General features: G+C 62.3%; 15 protein-coding genes and 1 riboswitch. Of the genes, 13 read left to right on the top strand and 2 right to left on the bottom strand.

The genetic code is table 11. The features are described from left to right. The first annotated feature begins 70 nt into the window (after nucleotides 1–70). Both metH and rimK read left to right on the top strand, forming a co-directional pair. Nucleotides 71–3,766, top strand: a complete 3,696-nt coding sequence (gene metH / locus AB5Y73_RS11670) for a methionine synthase (protein WP_118854340.1) — start codon at nucleotides 71–73, stop codon at nucleotides 3,764–3,766. A 231-nt stretch (nucleotides 3,767–3,997) separates the two neighbouring features. After that, the gene (rimK, locus tag AB5Y73_RS11665; RefSeq protein ID WP_005340088.1) at nucleotides 3,998–4,894 is read left to right on the top strand and encodes a 30S ribosomal protein S6--L-glutamate ligase; all 897 of its coding nucleotides are present in this window, start codon (nucleotides 3,998–4,000) and stop codon (nucleotides 4,892–4,894) included. A gap of 95 nt (nucleotides 4,895–4,989) precedes the next feature. Here the strand turns inward: rimK and AB5Y73_RS11660 are convergent, their stop codons facing one another. Together AB5Y73_RS11660 and AB5Y73_RS11655 are read right to left on the bottom strand one after the other, a co-directional pair. Further along, nucleotides 4,990–6,234, bottom strand: a complete 1,245-nt coding sequence (locus AB5Y73_RS11660) for a HAMP domain-containing sensor histidine kinase (protein WP_107682220.1) — start codon at nucleotides 6,232–6,234, stop codon at nucleotides 4,990–4,992. Further along, nucleotides 6,231–6,899: a response regulator transcription factor gene (locus AB5Y73_RS11655; RefSeq protein WP_005340090.1), complete on the bottom strand. Its 669-nt coding sequence runs from the start codon at nucleotides 6,897–6,899 to the stop codon at nucleotides 6,231–6,233. Before AB5Y73_RS11655 ends, AB5Y73_RS11660 begins: the two co-directional genes overlap by 4 nt. Before the next feature lie 88 nt (nucleotides 6,900–6,987). Between AB5Y73_RS11655 and AB5Y73_RS11650 the strand changes: the two genes are divergently transcribed. From AB5Y73_RS11650 to AB5Y73_RS11600, 11 genes are all read left to right on the top strand, one after another. Then, the gene (locus AB5Y73_RS11650) at nucleotides 6,988–7,410 is read left to right on the top strand and encodes a hypothetical protein (protein ID WP_005340092.1); all 423 of its coding nucleotides are present in this window, start codon (nucleotides 6,988–6,990) and stop codon (nucleotides 7,408–7,410) included. A gap of 86 nt (nucleotides 7,411–7,496) precedes the next feature. Then, entirely contained in the window at nucleotides 7,497–7,982 is a 486-nt protein-coding gene (locus tag AB5Y73_RS11645) for a hypothetical protein (RefSeq protein ID WP_107682218.1), read from the top strand. Between the two features lie 260 nt (nucleotides 7,983–8,242). Continuing rightward, on the top strand, nucleotides 8,243–9,706 hold the full coding sequence (gene aerA, locus AB5Y73_RS11640; protein WP_162850489.1) for an aerolysin AerA: 1,464 nt from the start codon (nucleotides 8,243–8,245) through the stop codon (nucleotides 9,704–9,706). Between the two features lie 124 nt (nucleotides 9,707–9,830). Next, nucleotides 9,831–10,244 carry a DUF350 domain-containing protein gene (locus AB5Y73_RS11635; RefSeq protein WP_088870288.1) on the top strand — a complete coding sequence of 138 codons (414 nt, stop codon included), beginning with the start codon at nucleotides 9,831–9,833 and terminating at the stop codon, nucleotides 10,242–10,244. Between the two features lie 7 nt (nucleotides 10,245–10,251). Further along, nucleotides 10,252–10,800, top strand: coding sequence for a DUF1190 domain-containing protein (locus AB5Y73_RS11630; protein ID WP_107682217.1), 549 nt, complete (start codon nucleotides 10,252–10,254; stop codon nucleotides 10,798–10,800). A 2-nt stretch (nucleotides 10,801–10,802) separates the two neighbouring features. Then, a complete protein-coding gene (locus tag AB5Y73_RS11625) occupies nucleotides 10,803–11,957 on the top strand; it encodes a glutathionylspermidine synthase family protein (RefSeq protein WP_069529740.1) in 1,155 nt (384 codons plus the stop codon). 74 nt (nucleotides 11,958–12,031) lie between these two features. After that, a riboswitch (TPP riboswitch) is annotated at nucleotides 12,032–12,144 on the top strand. 279 nt (nucleotides 12,145–12,423) lie between these two features. Further along, the gene (gene thiC / locus AB5Y73_RS11620; protein WP_107682216.1) at nucleotides 12,424–14,415 is read left to right on the top strand and encodes a phosphomethylpyrimidine synthase ThiC; all 1,992 of its coding nucleotides are present in this window, start codon (nucleotides 12,424–12,426) and stop codon (nucleotides 14,413–14,415) included. After that, entirely contained in the window at nucleotides 14,412–16,019 is a 1,608-nt protein-coding gene (gene thiE, locus AB5Y73_RS11615; protein WP_118854338.1) for a thiamine phosphate synthase, read from the top strand. Before thiC ends, thiE begins: the two co-directional genes overlap by 4 nt. Then, nucleotides 16,009–16,785, top strand: coding sequence for a HesA/MoeB/ThiF family protein (locus tag AB5Y73_RS11610; RefSeq protein WP_118854337.1), 777 nt, complete (start codon nucleotides 16,009–16,011; stop codon nucleotides 16,783–16,785). The genes thiE and AB5Y73_RS11610 overlap by 11 nt, the downstream gene beginning before the upstream one ends. Beyond that, entirely contained in the window at nucleotides 16,782–16,988 is a 207-nt protein-coding gene (gene thiS / locus AB5Y73_RS11605) for a sulfur carrier protein ThiS (protein WP_005357774.1), read from the top strand. Before AB5Y73_RS11610 ends, thiS begins: the two co-directional genes overlap by 4 nt. Nucleotide 16,989: 1 nt before the next feature. Further along, complete coding sequence (locus AB5Y73_RS11600) at nucleotides 16,990–17,757, top strand: thiazole synthase (RefSeq protein ID WP_118854336.1); 768 nt, start codon at nucleotides 16,990–16,992, stop codon at nucleotides 17,755–17,757.

Below are 17,757 nucleotides of genomic sequence, written 5' to 3'. Positions count from 1 at the left end.
ATTTGTTTGCTGTTAGGATGCTGTTTACGCAGTTGCATGGATGTAAGAGGAACACGCGGTGTCGAACGTAATGTCGAGCAGAGAGCCGAGCAAGCAGTCGGACGTAACAAAGAAGCTGGAAGCCTGCCTCAGGGAGCGGATCCTGATCATCGACGGGGCCATGGGCACCATGATCCAGGGCTACAAGCTGGGGGAGGCGGATTATCGGGGTGAGCGGTTTGCCGACTGGCATACCGACATCAAGGGCAACAACGATCTGCTGGTGCTGACCCGTCCGGCGGTGATCCGCGAGATCCACGAGCAGTATTGCGCTGCCGGGGCCGACATTCTCGAGACCAACACCTTCAACGCCACTCGCATCGCCATGGCCGATTACGAGATGGAGGCGTTTTCCGCCGAGATCAACCGTGAAGCCGCCCGTCTGGCCCGCGCCGTGGCCGACGAGTGGACGGCAAAAGATCCCGCCAAGCCGCGTTTCGTGGCTGGGGTCTTGGGCCCCACCAACCGCACCGCCTCCATCTCGCCGGATGTGAACGATCCCGGCAAGCGCAACGTCACCTATGACCAGCTGGTGGCCGCCTACACCGAATCTACCTACGCCCTGATCGAGGGCGGCGCCGACATCATCCTGATCGAGACCATCTTCGATACCCTCAACGCCAAGGCCGCCGCCTTCGCGGTGGAAGGGGTGTTCGAGGCGCTGGGTTACAGCCTGCCGGTGATGATCTCGGGCACCATTACCGATGCTTCCGGCCGTACCCTCTCCGGCCAGACCACCGAAGCCTTCTACCATTCGCTGCGCCACGTCAAACCGGTATCGTTTGGCCTCAACTGTGCGCTTGGCCCGGACGAGCTTCGCCAGTATGTGGAGGAGCTGTCGCGCATCAGCGAATCCTGCGTCAGCGCCCACCCCAACGCCGGTCTGCCCAATGCGTTTGGCGAGTACGACCTCGACGCGGTCGAGATGGCGGAGCATATCCGCGAGTGGGCCCAGAGCGGCTTCCTCAACCTGGTCGGCGGTTGCTGCGGCACCACCCCGACCCATATCCGCGCCATGGCCGACGCCGTGGCGGGCATCAAGCCGCGTGTGCTGCCCGAGCTGCCGGTAGCCTGCCGTCTGTCGGGCCTCGAGCCGCTGATCATCACCCCTGAATCCATGTTCGTGAACGTGGGGGAGCGCACCAACGTCACCGGTTCGGCCAAGTTCAAACGGCTGATCAAAGAGGGGCTCTACGACGAGGCGCTCGATGTTGCCAAACAGCAGGTGGAGAACGGCGCCCAGATCATCGACATCAACATGGACGAGGGGATGCTGGACGCCGAAGCGGCCATGGTGCGCTTCCTCAACCTCATCGCCGGTGAGCCGGATATCGCCCGGGTGCCTGTGATGATCGACTCCTCCAAGTGGGAGGTGCTGGAAGCGGGCCTCAAGTGCGTGCAGGGCAAGCCGGTGGTCAACTCCATCTCCATGAAAGAGGGGGAGGAGAAGTTTATCCAGCAGGCCAGATTGCTGCGTCGCTACGGTGCTGCCGTTATCGTGATGGCGTTCGATGAAGCGGGTCAGGCCGATACCCGCGCCCGCAAGTTCGAGATCTGCCAGCGTGCCTACCGCATTCTGGTGGAGCAGGTCGGTTTCCCGCCGGAAGACATCATCTTCGACCCCAACATCTTCGCGGTAGCGACCGGCATCGACGAGCACAACAACTACGCGGTGGACTTCATCGAGGCGGTGAAGGACATCAAGACGCACCTGCCCCACGCCATGATCTCCGGCGGCGTCTCCAACGTCTCGTTTTCGTTTCGCGGCAACGAGCCGGTGCGCGAAGCCATTCACGCCGTCTTCCTCTACCACGCCATCAAGAACGGCATGGACATGGGGATCGTCAACGCCGGTCAGCTCGCCATCTATGAAGACATTCCGGCGGAGCTGAAAGAGAAGGTCGAGGCGGTGGTGCTCAACCTGAATGACAACGCTACCGAAGAGCTGCTGGCCATCGCTGAGAAGTATCGCGGTGCCGGTGCCCAGGCTGAGGATCCGCGGGATCAGGAGTGGCGCAGCTGGCCGGTGGGCAAGCGGCTGGAGCACGCGCTGGTCAAGGGGATCACCGACTTTATCGAAGAGGATACCGAAGAGGCACGCGCTGGTGCCGAGAAGCCGCTGCACGTCATCGAAGGGCCGCTGATGGATGGCATGAACGTGGTGGGCGACCTGTTCGGAGCGGGCAAGATGTTCCTGCCGCAGGTGGTGAAATCGGCGCGGGTGATGAAGCGGGCGGTGGCCTATCTGCAGCCCTATATCGAGGCGGAAAAGTCGGGCGGCTCCAGCAACGGCAAAATCGTGCTGGCCACCGTGAAGGGGGACGTGCACGACATCGGCAAGAACATCGTCGGGGTGGTGCTGCAGTGCAACAACTTCGAGATTGTCGACCTCGGGGTCATGGTCTCCTGCGAGACGATTCTCAAGACTGCGCGGGAGGTCGGCGCTGATATCATCGGGTTGTCGGGTCTCATCACCCCATCGCTGGACGAGATGGTGCACGTGGCCAAGGAGATGGAGCGTCAGGGCTTCAAGCTGCCGCTGCTGATCGGCGGTGCCACCACCTCCAAGGCCCACACTGCGGTGAAGATCGAGCAGAACTACTCGGAGCCTGTGGTCTATGTCTCCAACGCCTCCCGCGCGGTGGGGGTGGCCCAGAGCCTGCTTAGTCCGGATCTCAAGGAGGCGTTTGTCGCCCGCATCGACAAGGAGTACGAGATCGCCCGGGATCAGCATGCCCGCAAGCAGCCGCGCTCCCGCCCGGTCAGTCTGGCTCATGCCCGCGCCAACCGACACCAGCTGGACTGGGTTGGCTACCAGCCCCCCAAGCCCCGCGAGCTCGGGGTGCAGAAGTTCGAAGATGTGGCCATTTCGGTGCTGCGCCCCTACATCGACTGGACGCCGTTCTTCCTCAGCTGGGAGCTGGCGGGCAAGTATCCGCGCATCCTCGAGGACGAGATCATTGGCGAGGAGGCAACTAGGCTGTTTGCCGATGCCAACGCCATGCTGGATCAGCTGGAAAAGGATCAGAGCGTGCGCTGCGCCGGGGTGATCGGTCTGTTCCCGGCCAACGCGGTGGGGGACAGCATCGAGGTCTACAGCGACGAGTCGCGCACCGAGGTCATCAAGGTGCTGCACCACCTGCGCCAGCAGAGCGAGAAGCAGGGCTTCCCCAACTACTGTCTGGCGGACTATGTGGCGCCGAAAGAGAGCGGCAAGTCCGACTGGATCGGCGCCTTCGCGGTGACCGGCGGCATCGGTGAGGAGGTCATCGCCAAGGCCTACAAGGCGCAGCACGATGACTACAACGCCATCCTTATTCAGGCGGTGTGCGACCGTCTGGCCGAAGCCTTTGCCGAGTATCTGCACGAGCAGGTGCGCAAGGTACATTGGGGTTATGCTCCCGACGAGGCCCTCAGCAACGAGGAGCTCATTCGCGAGAACTATCAGGGTATCCGCCCGGCCCCCGGTTATCCGGCCTGCCCGGAGCACACCGAGAAGGGGAGCATCTGGGAACTGCTGAAGGTGGAGCAGGCTATCGGCATGCAGCTGACCGAATCCTACGCCATGTGGCCGGGGGCGGCGGTATCGGGTTGGTACTTCTCTCATCCCGAGAGCAAATACTTCGCGGTGGCGCAGATCCAGCAAGATCAGGTGGAAGATTACGCTGTTCGCAAGGGGATGACGCTGGCAGAGGCCGAGCGCTGGTTGGGGCCAAACCTGAACTGACTCCCGCGTGACATCGGTTGATCTTTAACGAGAAACGGCGGCATCCTTGCTCGGGTTGAACAACCTGCGCAGAGCCGCCGTTTAACCTGTTGGTCACAGTGATGTGGTAGCGTGCGGTTTGGTGTGGTTTGTCTTGTTGTCAGGATAAACAATTGGCGTTGTCTTGGCGCTGTGGCACCTTATACTCTCCCGCCCCATCCTGCCCAGGCATAGCCTTCTAGCGGAATTGTCATGAAGATCGCCATTTTATCCCGTGAGCCGAAAAACTACTCCACCCGCCGTCTGGTCGAGGTGGCACAGGCGCGCGGTCATCAGGTAGAGGTGCTCGACACCCTGCGCTGCTATATGAATATCGCTTCCCACAACCCCTCCATTCACTACGAGGGTGGGGAGCTGGGAAGCTATGACGCCGTGATCCCCCGGATCGGTGCCAGCATTACCGCCTACGGCACCGCCGTGCTGCGCCAGTTCGAGATGATGAACACCATGGCCCTCAACAGCTCGGTGGCCATCAGCCGTTCCCGCGACAAGCTGCGGGCGATGCAACTGCTCTCCCGCCACGGCATCGGCCTGCCCATCACCGGCTATGCCCACAGCACCCACGACGTGCCCGACCTCATCACCATGGTGGGCGGGGCGCCGCTGGTGGTGAAACTGCTGGAGGGAACCCAGGGGATTGGCGTGGTGCTCTGCGAGACCCAGAAAGCCGCCGAGAGCGTGATCGAGGCCTTTATCCAGACCAACAACAACATTCTGGTGCAGGAGTATATCCGCGAGGCCAATGGCGCCGACATCCGCTGTCTGGTGGTCAATGGCAAGGTGGTTGCCGCCATGCGCCGCCAGGCCCAGCCGGGGGAGTTTCGCTCCAACCTGCACCGTGGCGGCACCGCCGAGGCGATCAAGATCACCCCGGAAGAGCGCGCGACCGCCGTGCAGGCCGCCAAGATCATGGGGCTGGATGTGGCGGGGGTGGATATCCTGCGTAGCGCCCGTGGCCCGCTGGTGCTGGAGGTCAACTCCTCCCCCGGCTTGCAAGGGGTGGAAGCCGCCTCCGGCAAGGATGTGGCTGGCAAGATCATCGAGTTCCTCGAACTCAAGGCGAGCCGCAAGAACAAACCGGCGGAGTGAGCAGCGGGCTTGCTGCTATCAGATAACAACAGGGCGCCCCCGGGCGCCTTGTTGCTATCTGGCTGGTGGGTTGGCGGTGCCACTGCGCCCTCACCCTAACCCTCTCCCAAAGGGAGAGGGAACTGTTCGGCAGTGATCATCGCCAGCCGGGCGCTAAATACGCCATCCTCGAGCCGGGTATCGATCTGCCAGCCCAGCTTCTCGCAGATGCGCTGGATGATGGTGAGGCCGCAGCCGTAGCCGAGGATCTGATCCGGCGCCGCCGCCGTCGGGTTGCTGATGGTGAGCACCGGGCCACACAGCTCGATGTCGATATGTCCTTCGGCATAGCTCAGGGCATTTTTCAGCAGGTTGCCGAGGGCAATGGCGAGCAGGGAGAGGGGGGCGTTTACTTCGCTGCTCTCGTCCAGGTTAAGCCGGATATCGAGGGCCTCCCGCTGCAACAGTGGGGCTAGGCGGGCCAGCTCCTGACGGATCAGCGGGGTCACCTGTTGCAGTGGCCGCTCCACCGCCTCCTTGCGGCCCAGCAGCAGGAAGGTCTCGGTGAGCAGCGCCATCTCGTCGGCGGCGGCGCGGATGCGGGTGGTGGCGCGGGCGGCTGGCGCGGGCAGATCCGTCACCTTGCCGAGCAGCGCGGCCGAGCCCTGGATCACCATGTTGGGGGTGCGCAGCTCGTGGCTGGCGAAGCGGCTGAACTCCTGCTCGCGGGCGAACACAGCGCTCACCTCCTGCTTGCCGGCCAGCAGCGCCAGCTCGATATCCCTGAGCTCCTGCCAGGGGGCGTCGGGCTCGAAATCCGCCTGATCCGGGGTGAGGTGGGCGACCCTCTGTTGCAGACGTTGCAGTGGCCCCGTGATATGGCGCACCAGCCAGATGCCGAAGCCGAGGCAGGCGAGCAGCAGGGTCACCCCGATCAGTCGGGTTGCCAGATGCAGCTTGTCTTCGTAGGGGTCGAGGTAGTCATCGGCGTCGTCGTTGAACACCAGATAGAGCAGTCCCTCGCCGGAGGGGTGACGGGCCACCAGAAAGTGTTTGTCCTCCTTGCCCAGCTGGTGCTCGAAAAAGCCGGGAGTCTGGTAGGGCTTCAGCCATTTCGGCAGGCGGCCTGCCTCGGTCCAGTAGCTGGAGAACTGTCTGGGGCTCGGGGCAGCGGCGGCCGGGCCGAGTCGCAGCCAGTCATCGCTGTAGCGGGTCACTTCCGCCTCCAGCCAGTGGCGCAGGCTCAGCTCCTCCATCTTGTCCTCGGCCACCAGCATCAGGCCGGAGAGCAGGATCAGCAGCACCACCCCGGCGCCGCCGAGCGCCATGATCAGGCGGCGGCGCAGGCTCGGCAGGCTCATGCGCTCACCAGTCGGTAACCCTGGCCGTGCAGGGTCTCCAGCATGGGAGTTGGGAAGGGTTTGTCCAGCGCGTTGCGCAGGGCGTAGATATGGCTGCGCAGGGCATCGGAGTCGGGCTCCTCATCCCCCCAGACGGTGTCGAGCACCTCCTGACGGCTGACGATGGCGGGGGCGCGGCGGGCCAGCAGCGCGAGGATCCGGAACGGGATCTTGCCGAGCTTGAGGGGCTCTCCGGCGCGGGTGGCGCGGCCGCTGGCGACATCGACCGTCAGATCGCCAAAGCTGATGGCCCCCACATCGCCGCGCGGGCCACGCAGGCTCAGAGCTTGCAGCCGTACCTCCAGCTCCTCCATGGCGAACGGCTTGACCAGATAGTCATCCCCTCCCGCCTTGAAGCCCGCCAGCTTGTCTTCCAGGCTGTCGCGGGCGGTGAGAAACAGCACGGGAGTGGCAATCCCCTGCTCGCGCAGGCGTGCTACCGTGCTGAGGCCATCGAGGCGCGGCATCATCACATCCATGATGATGACGTCGAAACGCTGCTCCTCCAGCAGTTGCAGCGCCGCCTGACCGTGATAGGCACAATCGAGGCGGTGACCGGCCAGCTCCAGATAATCCATGATGGTTTCTGCCACCTGAGGATTGTCTTCCACTACCAAAATCTTCATGCTTTGCTCTCCTGGTTGGCGAGCGTTTCACGCTCTTTTCACACCGGATTCGGCATCCTGTTTGCCAGTGTAACCCCGAGGATCCCTGATGAAGAAGTCTCTCTGCGCCCTCCTGTTGCTGATCTTGTTGCCACTTGGCACCGCACAGGCGACCGAATTCAAACTGACCGGCCGCACCACCTGGCAGCTTGGTCAGTTGATGGTCAACGGCATGCCGTTCGTGATCGACGACCAGACCCGCTTCAAGGATTGGCTCAACGAAGATGATCTCGGCGGTACCTGGGTCGAGATGAAAGGGGTGGTGGAGAACGGCGTGCGCTATGTGCGCAAGGTCGAGGCCCTCGACGAAGATGACAAGGACGAGATGGATCTGGAGGGGCCGGTCGAAGGGGGGCGGATCTGGGGCTACACCACCTCGGATAACAGTCTGGCGCCGTTCGAAGGGCGCTGGCTCGAGCTGGAGTGCAAGTTTGACGGCATGCGCCTGAGCCGTTGCCGCGAGGATGACTGATCCGATCTCTGCGTTCCGATTAGAAATGCTCCCGAATGAAGCCCATGCTTGTCCAGCATGGGCTTTTTGTTCAGGGACGAACGAAGATGGAACAATCGAGAAAGTGGTGTGCATGGATGCTGGGTGTGCCGCTCTGGGCGGCGCAGGCGGGAGCCGACGAATTGTGGCTGGTGGAGCTGGAGCACAGCGACGGCATCCGCCTGCAATTTCAGGGGGCCGAGGTGGAACAGGGCAGTGCCGCCGTTTGGCGGCAGGGGGAGATTTGGCCGCAGCCACTCAAGCCCGGCGACCAGCTCGCCCTGCTGGTGGCCGATGGCGTTGCCACCCGGATTGAGCTGCTGGCCGCCAGAGCCCCGCTGGCCAATCTGCCCTGGCAGCGGGCGCAAGATCGCCTGCAATCCTTCGATGACCGGCAGCTCACCCTGGCAACCCTGGGCACTGTGCCACTCAATCCGCAGGTGCGCTGGGTCAACGGTTCGGCCGCCGATCTGCATGCCGGGAGCGAGCTGGTATTGATCCGTTCGGCGGATGGAATATTGCAGGGAATTGAAGTGATCAATCCGGAAGAGTAATTCAGCATCTTCTTATTTAATATAGCCTCACCATATTGTGGCAGGCATTAAATAATGACTGTCACAATATTTATGATTTATTTCTCAATAAAGTCATCGCTCTAATTATTTTCCTGCATCACCATCATTTTATTTGTCATGGATGTTTTTTGGTGGTTTATTTTATTTGTGTCAGGTTTTGTCGGGGTCCATACCTGTCAAATGAAAAAGGATATTTCTACACAATAACAATTATCGTATGTCTGAAAGAGGGATAAATGATGAATAGAATAATTACCGCCAATCTGGCGTTTTTGGCGTCTTCATTGATGCTCGCTCAGGTGCAGGCGGCTGAACCTGTCTACCCTGATCAGGTCAAGTGGGCGGGCCTTGGCACGGGCGTCTGTGCCAGTGGTTACCGTCCTCTGACCCGTGATGAAGCCATGAGTATCAAGGGTAATCTGGTCAGCCGCATGGGGCAGTGGCAGATCACCGGGCTGGCGGATCGCTGGGTGATTATGGGGCCGGGATATAATGGCGAAATTAAACAGGGCACTGCCGGAGAAACCTGGTGTTATCCCAATTCACCTGTTTCCGGAGAAATACCAACACTCTCTGATTGGAATATTCCTGCGGGTGATGAGGTCGATGTGCAATGGCGGCTTGTCCATGATAATGATTATTTTATCAAACCGGTCAGTTATCTCGCCCATTATTTGGGATACGCTTGGGTGGGTGGAAATCATAGCCCCTATGTCGGGGAAGATATGGATGTTACCCGGGTTGGCGATGGCTGGCTGATAAAGGGAAATAATGACGGCGGCTGCTCCGGATATCGTTGCGGGGAGAAGAGCTCCATCAAGGTAAGCAACTTCTCATATACTCTGGAACCCGACTCCTTCAGCCATGGTCAGGTCACCGAGAGCGGCAAGCAGCTGGTCAAGACCATCACGGCCAATGCGACCAACTACACCGACCTGCCCCAGCAGGTGGTGGTGACCCTGAAGTACGACAAGGCCACCAACTGGTCGAAGACCGACACCTACAGCCTGAGCGAGAAGGTGACCACCAAGAACAAGTTTCAGTGGCCGTTGGTGGGGGAAACCGAACTGGCCATCGAGATCGCAGCGAGCCAGAGCTGGGCTTCCCAGAAAGGGGGCTCGACGACCGAGACAGTCTCGGTTGAAGCGCGCCCCACGGTACCGCCTCACTCCAGCCTGCCGGTGCGGGTTGCTCTCTACAAGTCCAACATCTCCTACCCCTACGAGTTCAAGGCCGAGGTCAATTATGACCTGACCATGAAGGGCTTCCTGCGTTGGGGCGGCAATGCCTGGTATACCCATCCTGAGAATCGCCCCACCTGGGAGCACACCTTTGCCGTCGGCCCGTTCCGCGACAAGGCGAGCAGCATCCGCTACCAGTGGGACAAGCGTTATATCCCGGGTGAAGTGAAGTGGTGGGACTGGAACTGGACCATCAGCGAGTATGGTTTGTCGACCATGCAAAATAACCTGGGTCGTGTGCTGCGCCCGATCCGTTCGGCGGTGACCGGTGACTTCTATGCCGAAAGCCAGTTCGCCGGCGATATAGAAATCGGTCAGCCCCAGACCCGTTCCGCGGCCTCTGCCCAGTTGCGTAACGCCTCTGCTGAAGGTGTGGCCCTGACCGGTGTGGATCTGGATCAGGAGGCCCTTGCCAACGAAGGGTTTGGCAATGTCAGTCTGACGGTGACTCCTGCCTATTGACCCAAGGGGTAAATCCCCTTGGCGGGGGGACCCTGTTTTCGTATCCGCCGTTCTCAAGGGGCCCATTGTGGTCCCTTTTTCCTTTCATTATGATGTCGCCTCTTTTTGTCACAGGAACTGTGAGATGCTCTCCCAATTGCTCGGCTCCTTGAGTGGGCTGCTCCCCTTTATCGCCTACTTTCTGCTGGCCATGGCGCTGCTGGCGACCTTCATTCGCCTCTATACCTGGCTGACGCCACACCACGAATTTGCCCTGATCCGTTCGGGTAATCCGGCTGCTGCCACCGCGTTTGGCGGCGCGCTGATTGGCTTTGCGCTGCCCTTGGCCAGTGCAATCAGTCACTCTCTCTCCCTGCTCGATTGCGCCATCTGGGGCGCGATTGCCCTGCTGGTGCAGGTTGCCGCGTTTCGGGTAATGCAACGCTGGCTCACCGACCTGAGCGAACGGATCTCCCGTGGGGAGATGGCTGGCGCCATTTTGCTGGCTGCTGCGTCCCTGTCGGTGGGGCTGCTCAACGCTGCCTGCATGACCTACTGAGGATCCCATGAAGAGCAGCAACAAGCGAAGTAGCCAGGTCGCACTGGTCATGATGGTGCCGACAGCCTCCCTCTGGCTGCAGGGGTGCAACGAACGCCCCGAGCTGGCCTATGTCTACACCTCGGTCGAGACATGTGTCGCTGTCCTAGGTAATGATCCGGCTCGGTGCCAGCTGGCCTTTGAAGAGGCCCGCAGTCGCCACCTCCTGCGGGCGCCCCGTTATCCTGACCGGGCGGAGTGTGAGGCGGATTTTGGCGCAGGAGGGTGTGAGGATAAGGTGCCGCGGATGAGGGGGATTCTGACCAGCGGCGTTGCCATCGGAACAGACCCTCTCCCCGGGATCCCGACCCAGCCGCTCTATCAACGTACAGATGAGCCTTATGCGCTGCGCACCGCTCAGGGAACACGCTTGCCCGCAGGCAGTAGCCTGGTTCGGGTCTGCCAGAGTGCGGTGACACTGGAGCCCGCCTTACAAGTACGGCGTGGTGGCTTCGGTGGAGAAGCTGCGCGGCGAGCCAACTTCTGCCATAGCAATAGCTACAGCAGCGGAGGTTAAAGATGGAGCGCATTTCCTTACCCGAACGTCCGGATTGGCGCGAACGGGCTGCCGAGCTTGGTTTCGAGTTTCACACCTTCGATGGGGAGCCCTATTGGGATGAGAGCGCTTGCTATCGCTTCACCCTTTCGCAGATAGAGGATGATCTGGAGGCGCCCACCGAGGAACTGCATCAGATGGCCCTCTCGCTGGTCTCAAAGATAGTGGGCAGCGAAGAGTTGCTGACCCGGCTCGATATTCCCGAATACTGCTGGCCCGCACTGGAGGCCTCATGGCGACGTCGGGATCCCCATCTCTATGGTCGGCTGGATCTCGCCTATAACGGGCATGGGCCCGCCAAGCTGCTGGAGCTTAACTACGACACCCCCACCTCCCTTTATGAGTCGGGTTTTTTTCAGTGGATCTGGCTGGAGGATCAGCTGCATCGCGGTGTGCTACCAGCCGGAGTCGATCAGTTCAACTCCCTGCAGGAGAAGCTGTACGGCGCCTTCGCGGCCCTTGGCAATCGTGGCCCTTTGCACTTCACCTGCGTGGGCGAGAACCTGGAAGACAGGGGGAACCTCGACTACCTCATCGATATTGCTCTGCAGGCTGGTTGTGATGCCCGTTTTGTGGATCTGGAGGATATCGGCGAGCTGCAGGGCCAGCTAGTGGATCTGGGCAACGAGCCGATCCACGAGATATTCAAGCTTTACCCTTGGGAGTTCATGGTGCGCGAGCCATTTGGCCAGACGCTGCTCACAAGCCAGACCCGCTTTATCGAGCCAGCCTGGAAGATGATTCTCTCCAACAAGGGGATGTTGCCCCTGTTGTGGCAGGCCTTTCCTGACCATCCCAACCTGCTGCCCGCTTTTTTTGATCCCGATCCCGCTAGTCAGATGGCGCCGGGTTGGGTACGTAAGCCTCTCTATTCACGAGAGGGGGCCAATATCGAGCTGATGGATTATCAGGGTATGCGCTTGCATGAGCCAGGCCCATACAACGACTCGGGTTATGTGCTTCAGGCCTTTCACCCCTTACCCTGCTTTGCTGGCAGTTACACCTTGATCGGCAGCTGGGTGGTCGGCGATGCGGCGGCTGGCATTGGCATTCGCGAGGATGCGACCCTGATCACCAAAGACAGCTCCCGTTTCCTGCCCCATATCATCCTCGACTAGCCGTAGACCCCAAGGGGAGCAAGAGGTCGACTTTGTTAACGGCTTGTGCTTTAAATTTTCCCCCTTATACTGGCGCCATCTTGTCGGAGTGCTGACCGTCGAACGACGCGAAGCTGAGACCGTTAATTCGGGATCCGTGGAACCTGATCAGGTTAAAACCTGCGAAGGGAACAAGGGTAACTTGCGGGTTACCGCGCCGGAGGAGGAACAAGCCTCTTCCGCTCATCGAAGGGGTAACCCTGATGGGTCAGGGCGCACAGGAGGGAGTCTGTCCCGTCCGGTTGTCCAGCACGTGGGGCGCCTTGCCCACTGCATGCAGAGAGCGGGAAGTGGCAGAACAGCAGCGCGGAGATCCATCCCGCGAGCACTCCCTCCCGAGATAAACACCCCGCCGCAAGTTCATCTTCTCCTCGAACTCCAGACAAGCAAATACCCATAACTTCAACCAGTTAATGTGAGTTTTGCTATGTCTACTTCTGTATCTGATACCACCAAATCCAGCCGCCGCGAGCAGCGCTCCAGCGCTCAGGCCTTTATCGACAGCCTCAAGGGGATGGCTCATCCCAACTCCCGCCGCATCTTTATCGAAGGCTCCCGCGCCGATATCCGGGTACCCCTGCGGGAGATCCAGCTGGCCGACACCTTCGTCGGCGGCACCAAAGAAAATCCCCAATTCGAGCCCAACGAGCCGATCCCGGTCTACGACACCTCGGGCCGTTACGGGGAGGAGGGGGTCGCCATCGACGTGCGCCGCGGCCTGCCGCGCCTGCGGGAGAACTGGGTGCTGGAGCGGGATGACACCGACGAACTGCCGGGGCTCAGCTCCACCTTCACTCAGGAGCGGCTGGCCGACGAGGGGCTGGATCATCTGCGCTTCGAGCACTTGCCAAAGCCGCGCCGCGCCAAGCTAGGTCGCCGGGTCACCCAGCTCCACTACGCCCGCGCCGGTATCGTCACTCCCGAGATGGAATTTATCGCCATTCGCGAGAACATGGGGCGCGAGCGGGTGCGCTCTGAACTGTTGCGCACCCAGCATCCGGGCCGCGATTTTGGTGCCCGCCTGCCCCAGAACATTACCCCCGAATTCGTGCGCGATGAGGTGGCCGCCGGTCGCGCCATCATCCCCAGCAACATCAACCACCCGGAAGCGGAGCCGATGATCATCGGCCGCAATTTTCTGGTGAAGATCAACGCCAACATTGGCAACTCGGCGGTCACCTCCAGCATTGAGGAGGAGGTCGAAAAGCTGGTCTGGTCCACCCGCTGGGGCGCCGACACCGTCATGGATCTCTCCACCGGCCGTTACATCCACGAGACCCGCGAGTGGATCCTGCGCAACAGCCCGGTGCCCATCGGTACCGTGCCCATCTATCAGGCGTTGGAGAAGACCAACGGCATCGCTGAAGACCTCACCTGGGAGCTGTTCCGCGATACCCTGCTGGAGCAGGCCGAGCAGGGGGTGGACTACTTCACCATCCACGCCGGCGTCTTGCTGCGCTTCGTACCGATGACCGCCAAGCGCCTCACCGGCATCGTGTCGCGCGGTGGCAGCATCATGGCCAAGTGGTGCCTCTCCCACCACAAGGAGAACTTCCTCTATCAGCACTTCCGCGAAATCTGCGAGATCTGCGCCGCCTATGACGTGGCCCTGTCGCTGGGCGATGGTCTGCGTCCGGGCTCAGTCTACGACGCCAACGACGAGGCTCAGTTCGCCGAGCTGCGCACCCTGGGCGAGCTGACCAAGATCGCGTGGGAGTACGACGTGCAGGTGATGATCGAGGGCCCCGGCCACGTGCCGATGCACATGATCGAGCGCAACATGACCGAGCAGCTGGAGCACTGCCACGAGGCGCCTTTCTATACCCTGGGCCCGCTCACCACCGATATCGCCCCCGGTTACGATCACTTCACCTCCGGCATCGGCGCCGCGCTCATCGGCTGGTACGGCTGCGCCATGCTCTGCTACGTCACCCCCAAGGAACATCTGGGGCTGCCCAACAAGGAGGATGTGAAGCAGGGGCTGATTACCTACAAGATCGCCGCCCACGCCGCCGATCTGGCAAAGGGTCACCCGGGTGCCCAGATCCGCGACAACGCCATGTCCAAGGCGCGCTTCGAGTTCCGCTGGGAGGATCAGTTCAATCTTGCGCTCGACCCCGACACAGCCCGCGCCTACCACGACGAGACCCTGCCGCAGGAGTCCGGCAAGGTGGCCCACTTCTGCTCCATGTGCGGGCCCAAGTTCTGCTCCATGAAGATCACTCAGGATGTGCGTGACTATGCCGCAAAGCTTGAAGCGGTGGAGATCAAGCTGGTCGGCATGGATGGCCAGCAGGAGCAGGTAGTGGCCGAGGTGGAGAGCGGCATGGCCCGCATGGCAGAGACCTTCAAGGAGACCGGTGGCGAGATCTACCATCAGGCGGCGGTGCTGAAACAGGCCGCAGGGGAGGAGGCGTGAGCAGCGCAAGCGGGGCTGTCAGCCCCGCCGATCTGCTGCCTGTGACGGACTCCCGCCCAGTTGTCTGGACCATCGCCGGTTCCGACTCCGGCGGTGGCGCCGGCATTCAGGCCGACTTGCACACATTGCACGACCTTGGCGTGCACGGCTGTTCGGTTATCTCCGCCATCACTGCCCAGAACTCGGTGGCGGTGAAGATGGTTGACCCCGTACTGATGCAGACCTTCACCGCCCAGATCGATGCCCTTGGCGTCGATCTGCCGCCCGCCGCCATCAAGATCGGCCTGCTGCCGACCCGGCTTCACGTCGAGGTGCTGACCCGCCGACTGGCGGCCATCGAGACCCCCTTCGTGGTCTACGACCCGGTGGCCATCGCCAGCACCGGCACCCCGATGGCGGAGCCCAATATGCTGGAAGCGGTGCGCGAACAGCTGTTGCCACGTCTGTCGCTCATCACCCCCAACGGCCCCGAACTGGAAGCCCTGACTGGCATCCCGACGACCAGCCCCGGGCTGTTGCGGGCGGGTGCCGCGCGGCTGCGCGAACTCGGCGCCCGCGCCGTGCTGGTCAAGGGCGGCCATCTTGCGTGGAGCGGGGAGCTGTGTCTGGACTACTACCAGGATGAGACCCGCGAATTCTGGTTGGCGGCGCCGCGCCTCGACACCCGCCATGGCCACGGCACCGGTTGCTGCTACGCCAGCGCCATCGCCGCCGTGGTGGCGCAGGATTATCCGGTGGAGGACGCCATCACCCTGGCGCGTGCCTACCTGCAACAGGGCTTGGCGGCGGCGCAAGGAGTGGGCGCAGGCCCGGGGCCTATCGCCCATCTTGGCTGGCCAGCCGATCTTGCTCACTTCCCCCGTGCCGTACTGGCAGGGTCTGCCCTCGACCGTCGTTTCGGACTTTATGAGACAAGCAGCGCCCGCCTGCCGGATGGCCCCTTCGCGCCGACCGAACACAACCTCGGTCTCTATCCGGTGGTCGATTCGGTCAAGTGGCTGCGCCGCCTGCTGGGGCAGGGGGTCAAGACCATCCAGCTGCGGATCAAGAATCTGCCTGCCGCTCAGGTGGCACCGGCCATTCGCGATGCGGTAGCGCTCGGTCGCCGCCATGGGGCGCGGCTCTTTATCAACGACTACTGGCAGCAGGCCATCGAGGCGGGCGCCTGGGGCGTGCATCTGGGGCAGGAGGATATGGAGACCGCCGATCTCGCCGCCATTCAGGCGGCCGGGCTGCGCCTTGGCATCTCCACCCACGGCTACTTCGAGCTGATGCGGGCCCGCGAGCTGGCCCCCTCCTATATGGCGCTGGGTCATATCTTCCCGACCAATACCAAGGCGATGCCTTCGCGCCCGCAGGGGCTGGTGCGGCTGCATCGCTACCGCGCCCTGATGTGTGACTGGCCGACGGTCGCCATCGGCGGCATCAACGAGGAGCGGGTGGCGGCGGTCAAGGCAAGCGGGGTCGGCAGTATCGCGCTGGTCTCGGCCATCACTGCCAGCGACGACTGGCAGGGGGTGACCGAACGGCTGCTTGCCGCCGTGGGGGCGGGGGATGAGCCGCGTTCGGCCACCGTGATACGGGAGGCTGAACATGCTCTCTGATGCTGAGTATTTGCGATACGGCCGCCAGCTGATGCTGGCGGAAGTGGGTGAGGCGGGGCAGGCACGGCTCAAGGATAAATCCGTGCTGATCGTGGGCTTGGGCGGGCTTGGCTCGCCGCTCGCCCTCTATCTGGCCGGGGCCGGGGTGGGCACCTTGTGGCTGGCCGATGGCGATACAGTCGATTCCAGCAACTTGCCGCGCCAGATCCTGTTCGATAGCGAGGCGGTCAACCACTCCAAGGCGGAGCTGGCCCGCGAGCGCTTGGCCGCCCACAACCCGCTGGTGGAGCTGATTGCCATCAACCAGCGGCTCGATGCCGCCAGCCTGCCGGAGTTTGTGGCCGAGGTAGATCTGGTGATCGACTGCTGCGACAACCTCGTCACCCGCCAAGCCATCAACGCCGCCTGCGTGGAGCAGGACAAACCCTGGATCTCCGCCGCCGCGGTGGGCTGGCAGGGGCAGCTGATGGCGCGTACCAGCAGTGAGCACGCCTGCTACACCTGCCTCTATCCGCTGGATACCAAGCTCGCCCAGAGCTGCGAGACCAGCGGCGTCACCGGCCCGCTGGTCGGAGTGATGGGCTCTTTGCAGGCGCTGGAGGCATTGAAGCTGCTGCTCGGAATGCCAAGCCCGGCCGCAGGCACATTGCGCCGTTTCGATGCGCTGGCCCATCAGTGGCAGACCCTCACTCTGGCCCCCGACCCCGATTGCCCGGTTTGCGGGCAGTGCCGATGGCCGACACACGATAAGGAGATCACCCCATGACCCTCACCATTCGACTCAACGATAAAGCCCAACCGCTGGCGGCAGGGCAGAGCGTGGCCGACCTGCTGGCGGCGCAAGACGTTAATCCACAGGGAGTGGCGGTAGCCCTTAACGGCGCCGTGCTGCCCCGTGGCCGCTGGGCCGAGACCCGTCTCAATGACGGGGACGAACTTCACCTCTTCACTGCCATTGCCGGAGGCTGACATGCTCAAGATTGCCGATCACACCTTCTCCTCGCGCCTCTTTACCGGCACCGGCAAGTTTGCCCGCCCGGAACTGATGGCCGCCGCCATCGAAGCGAGCGGCTCCCGGCTGGTCACCATGGCCATCAAGCGGCTTGAACCGGGCAAGGCCCACGACGATATCCTGAGCCCCTTGCTGCAACTCGGGGTCAAGCTGCTGCCCAACACCTCCGGCGCCAAGACCGCCGCCGAGGCGGTGTTTGCCGCCCATCTCGCCCGCGAGGCGCTGGGGACGAACTGGCTCAAGCTGGAGATCCACCCCGATCCTCGTTACCTCTTGCCCGATCCCATCGAGACGCTGAAAGCCGCCGAGCAGCTGGTGAAAGAGGGCTTTGTGGTGCTGCCCTACTGCGGCGCCGACCCCGTGCTCTGCAAGCGGCTGGAAGAGGTGGGCTGCGCCGCCGTGATGCCGCTCGGGGCACCCATCGGTTCCAATCAGGGGCTGGTGACCCGGGAGTTTCTCGCCATCATCGTCGAGCAGGCCAATGTGCCTGTGGTGGTGGATGCAGGGATCGGTGCACCAAGCCATGCCGCCGCCGCCTTTGAACTGGGTGCCGATGCCGTGCTGGTCAACACCGCCATCGCGGTGAGCGGCGACCCGGTCGCCATGGGCCGCGCCTTTGCGCTGGCCTGCACCGCCGGTCGCAGCGCCTATGAAGCCGGGCTCGGCGCCCGCGCCCTGCAGGCCCAAGCCTCCAGCCCGCTCACCGATTTTCTGGGGGCGTTATGA

This window comes from Aeromonas sp. s7(2024), assembly GCF_040907825.1.
GTDB classification, from domain to species: domain Bacteria; phylum Pseudomonadota; class Gammaproteobacteria; order Enterobacterales; family Aeromonadaceae; genus Aeromonas; species Aeromonas veronii.
The sequence above is the reverse complement of the archived record's forward strand: the minus strand, read 5'-3'. Positions and strand labels throughout refer to the sequence as shown.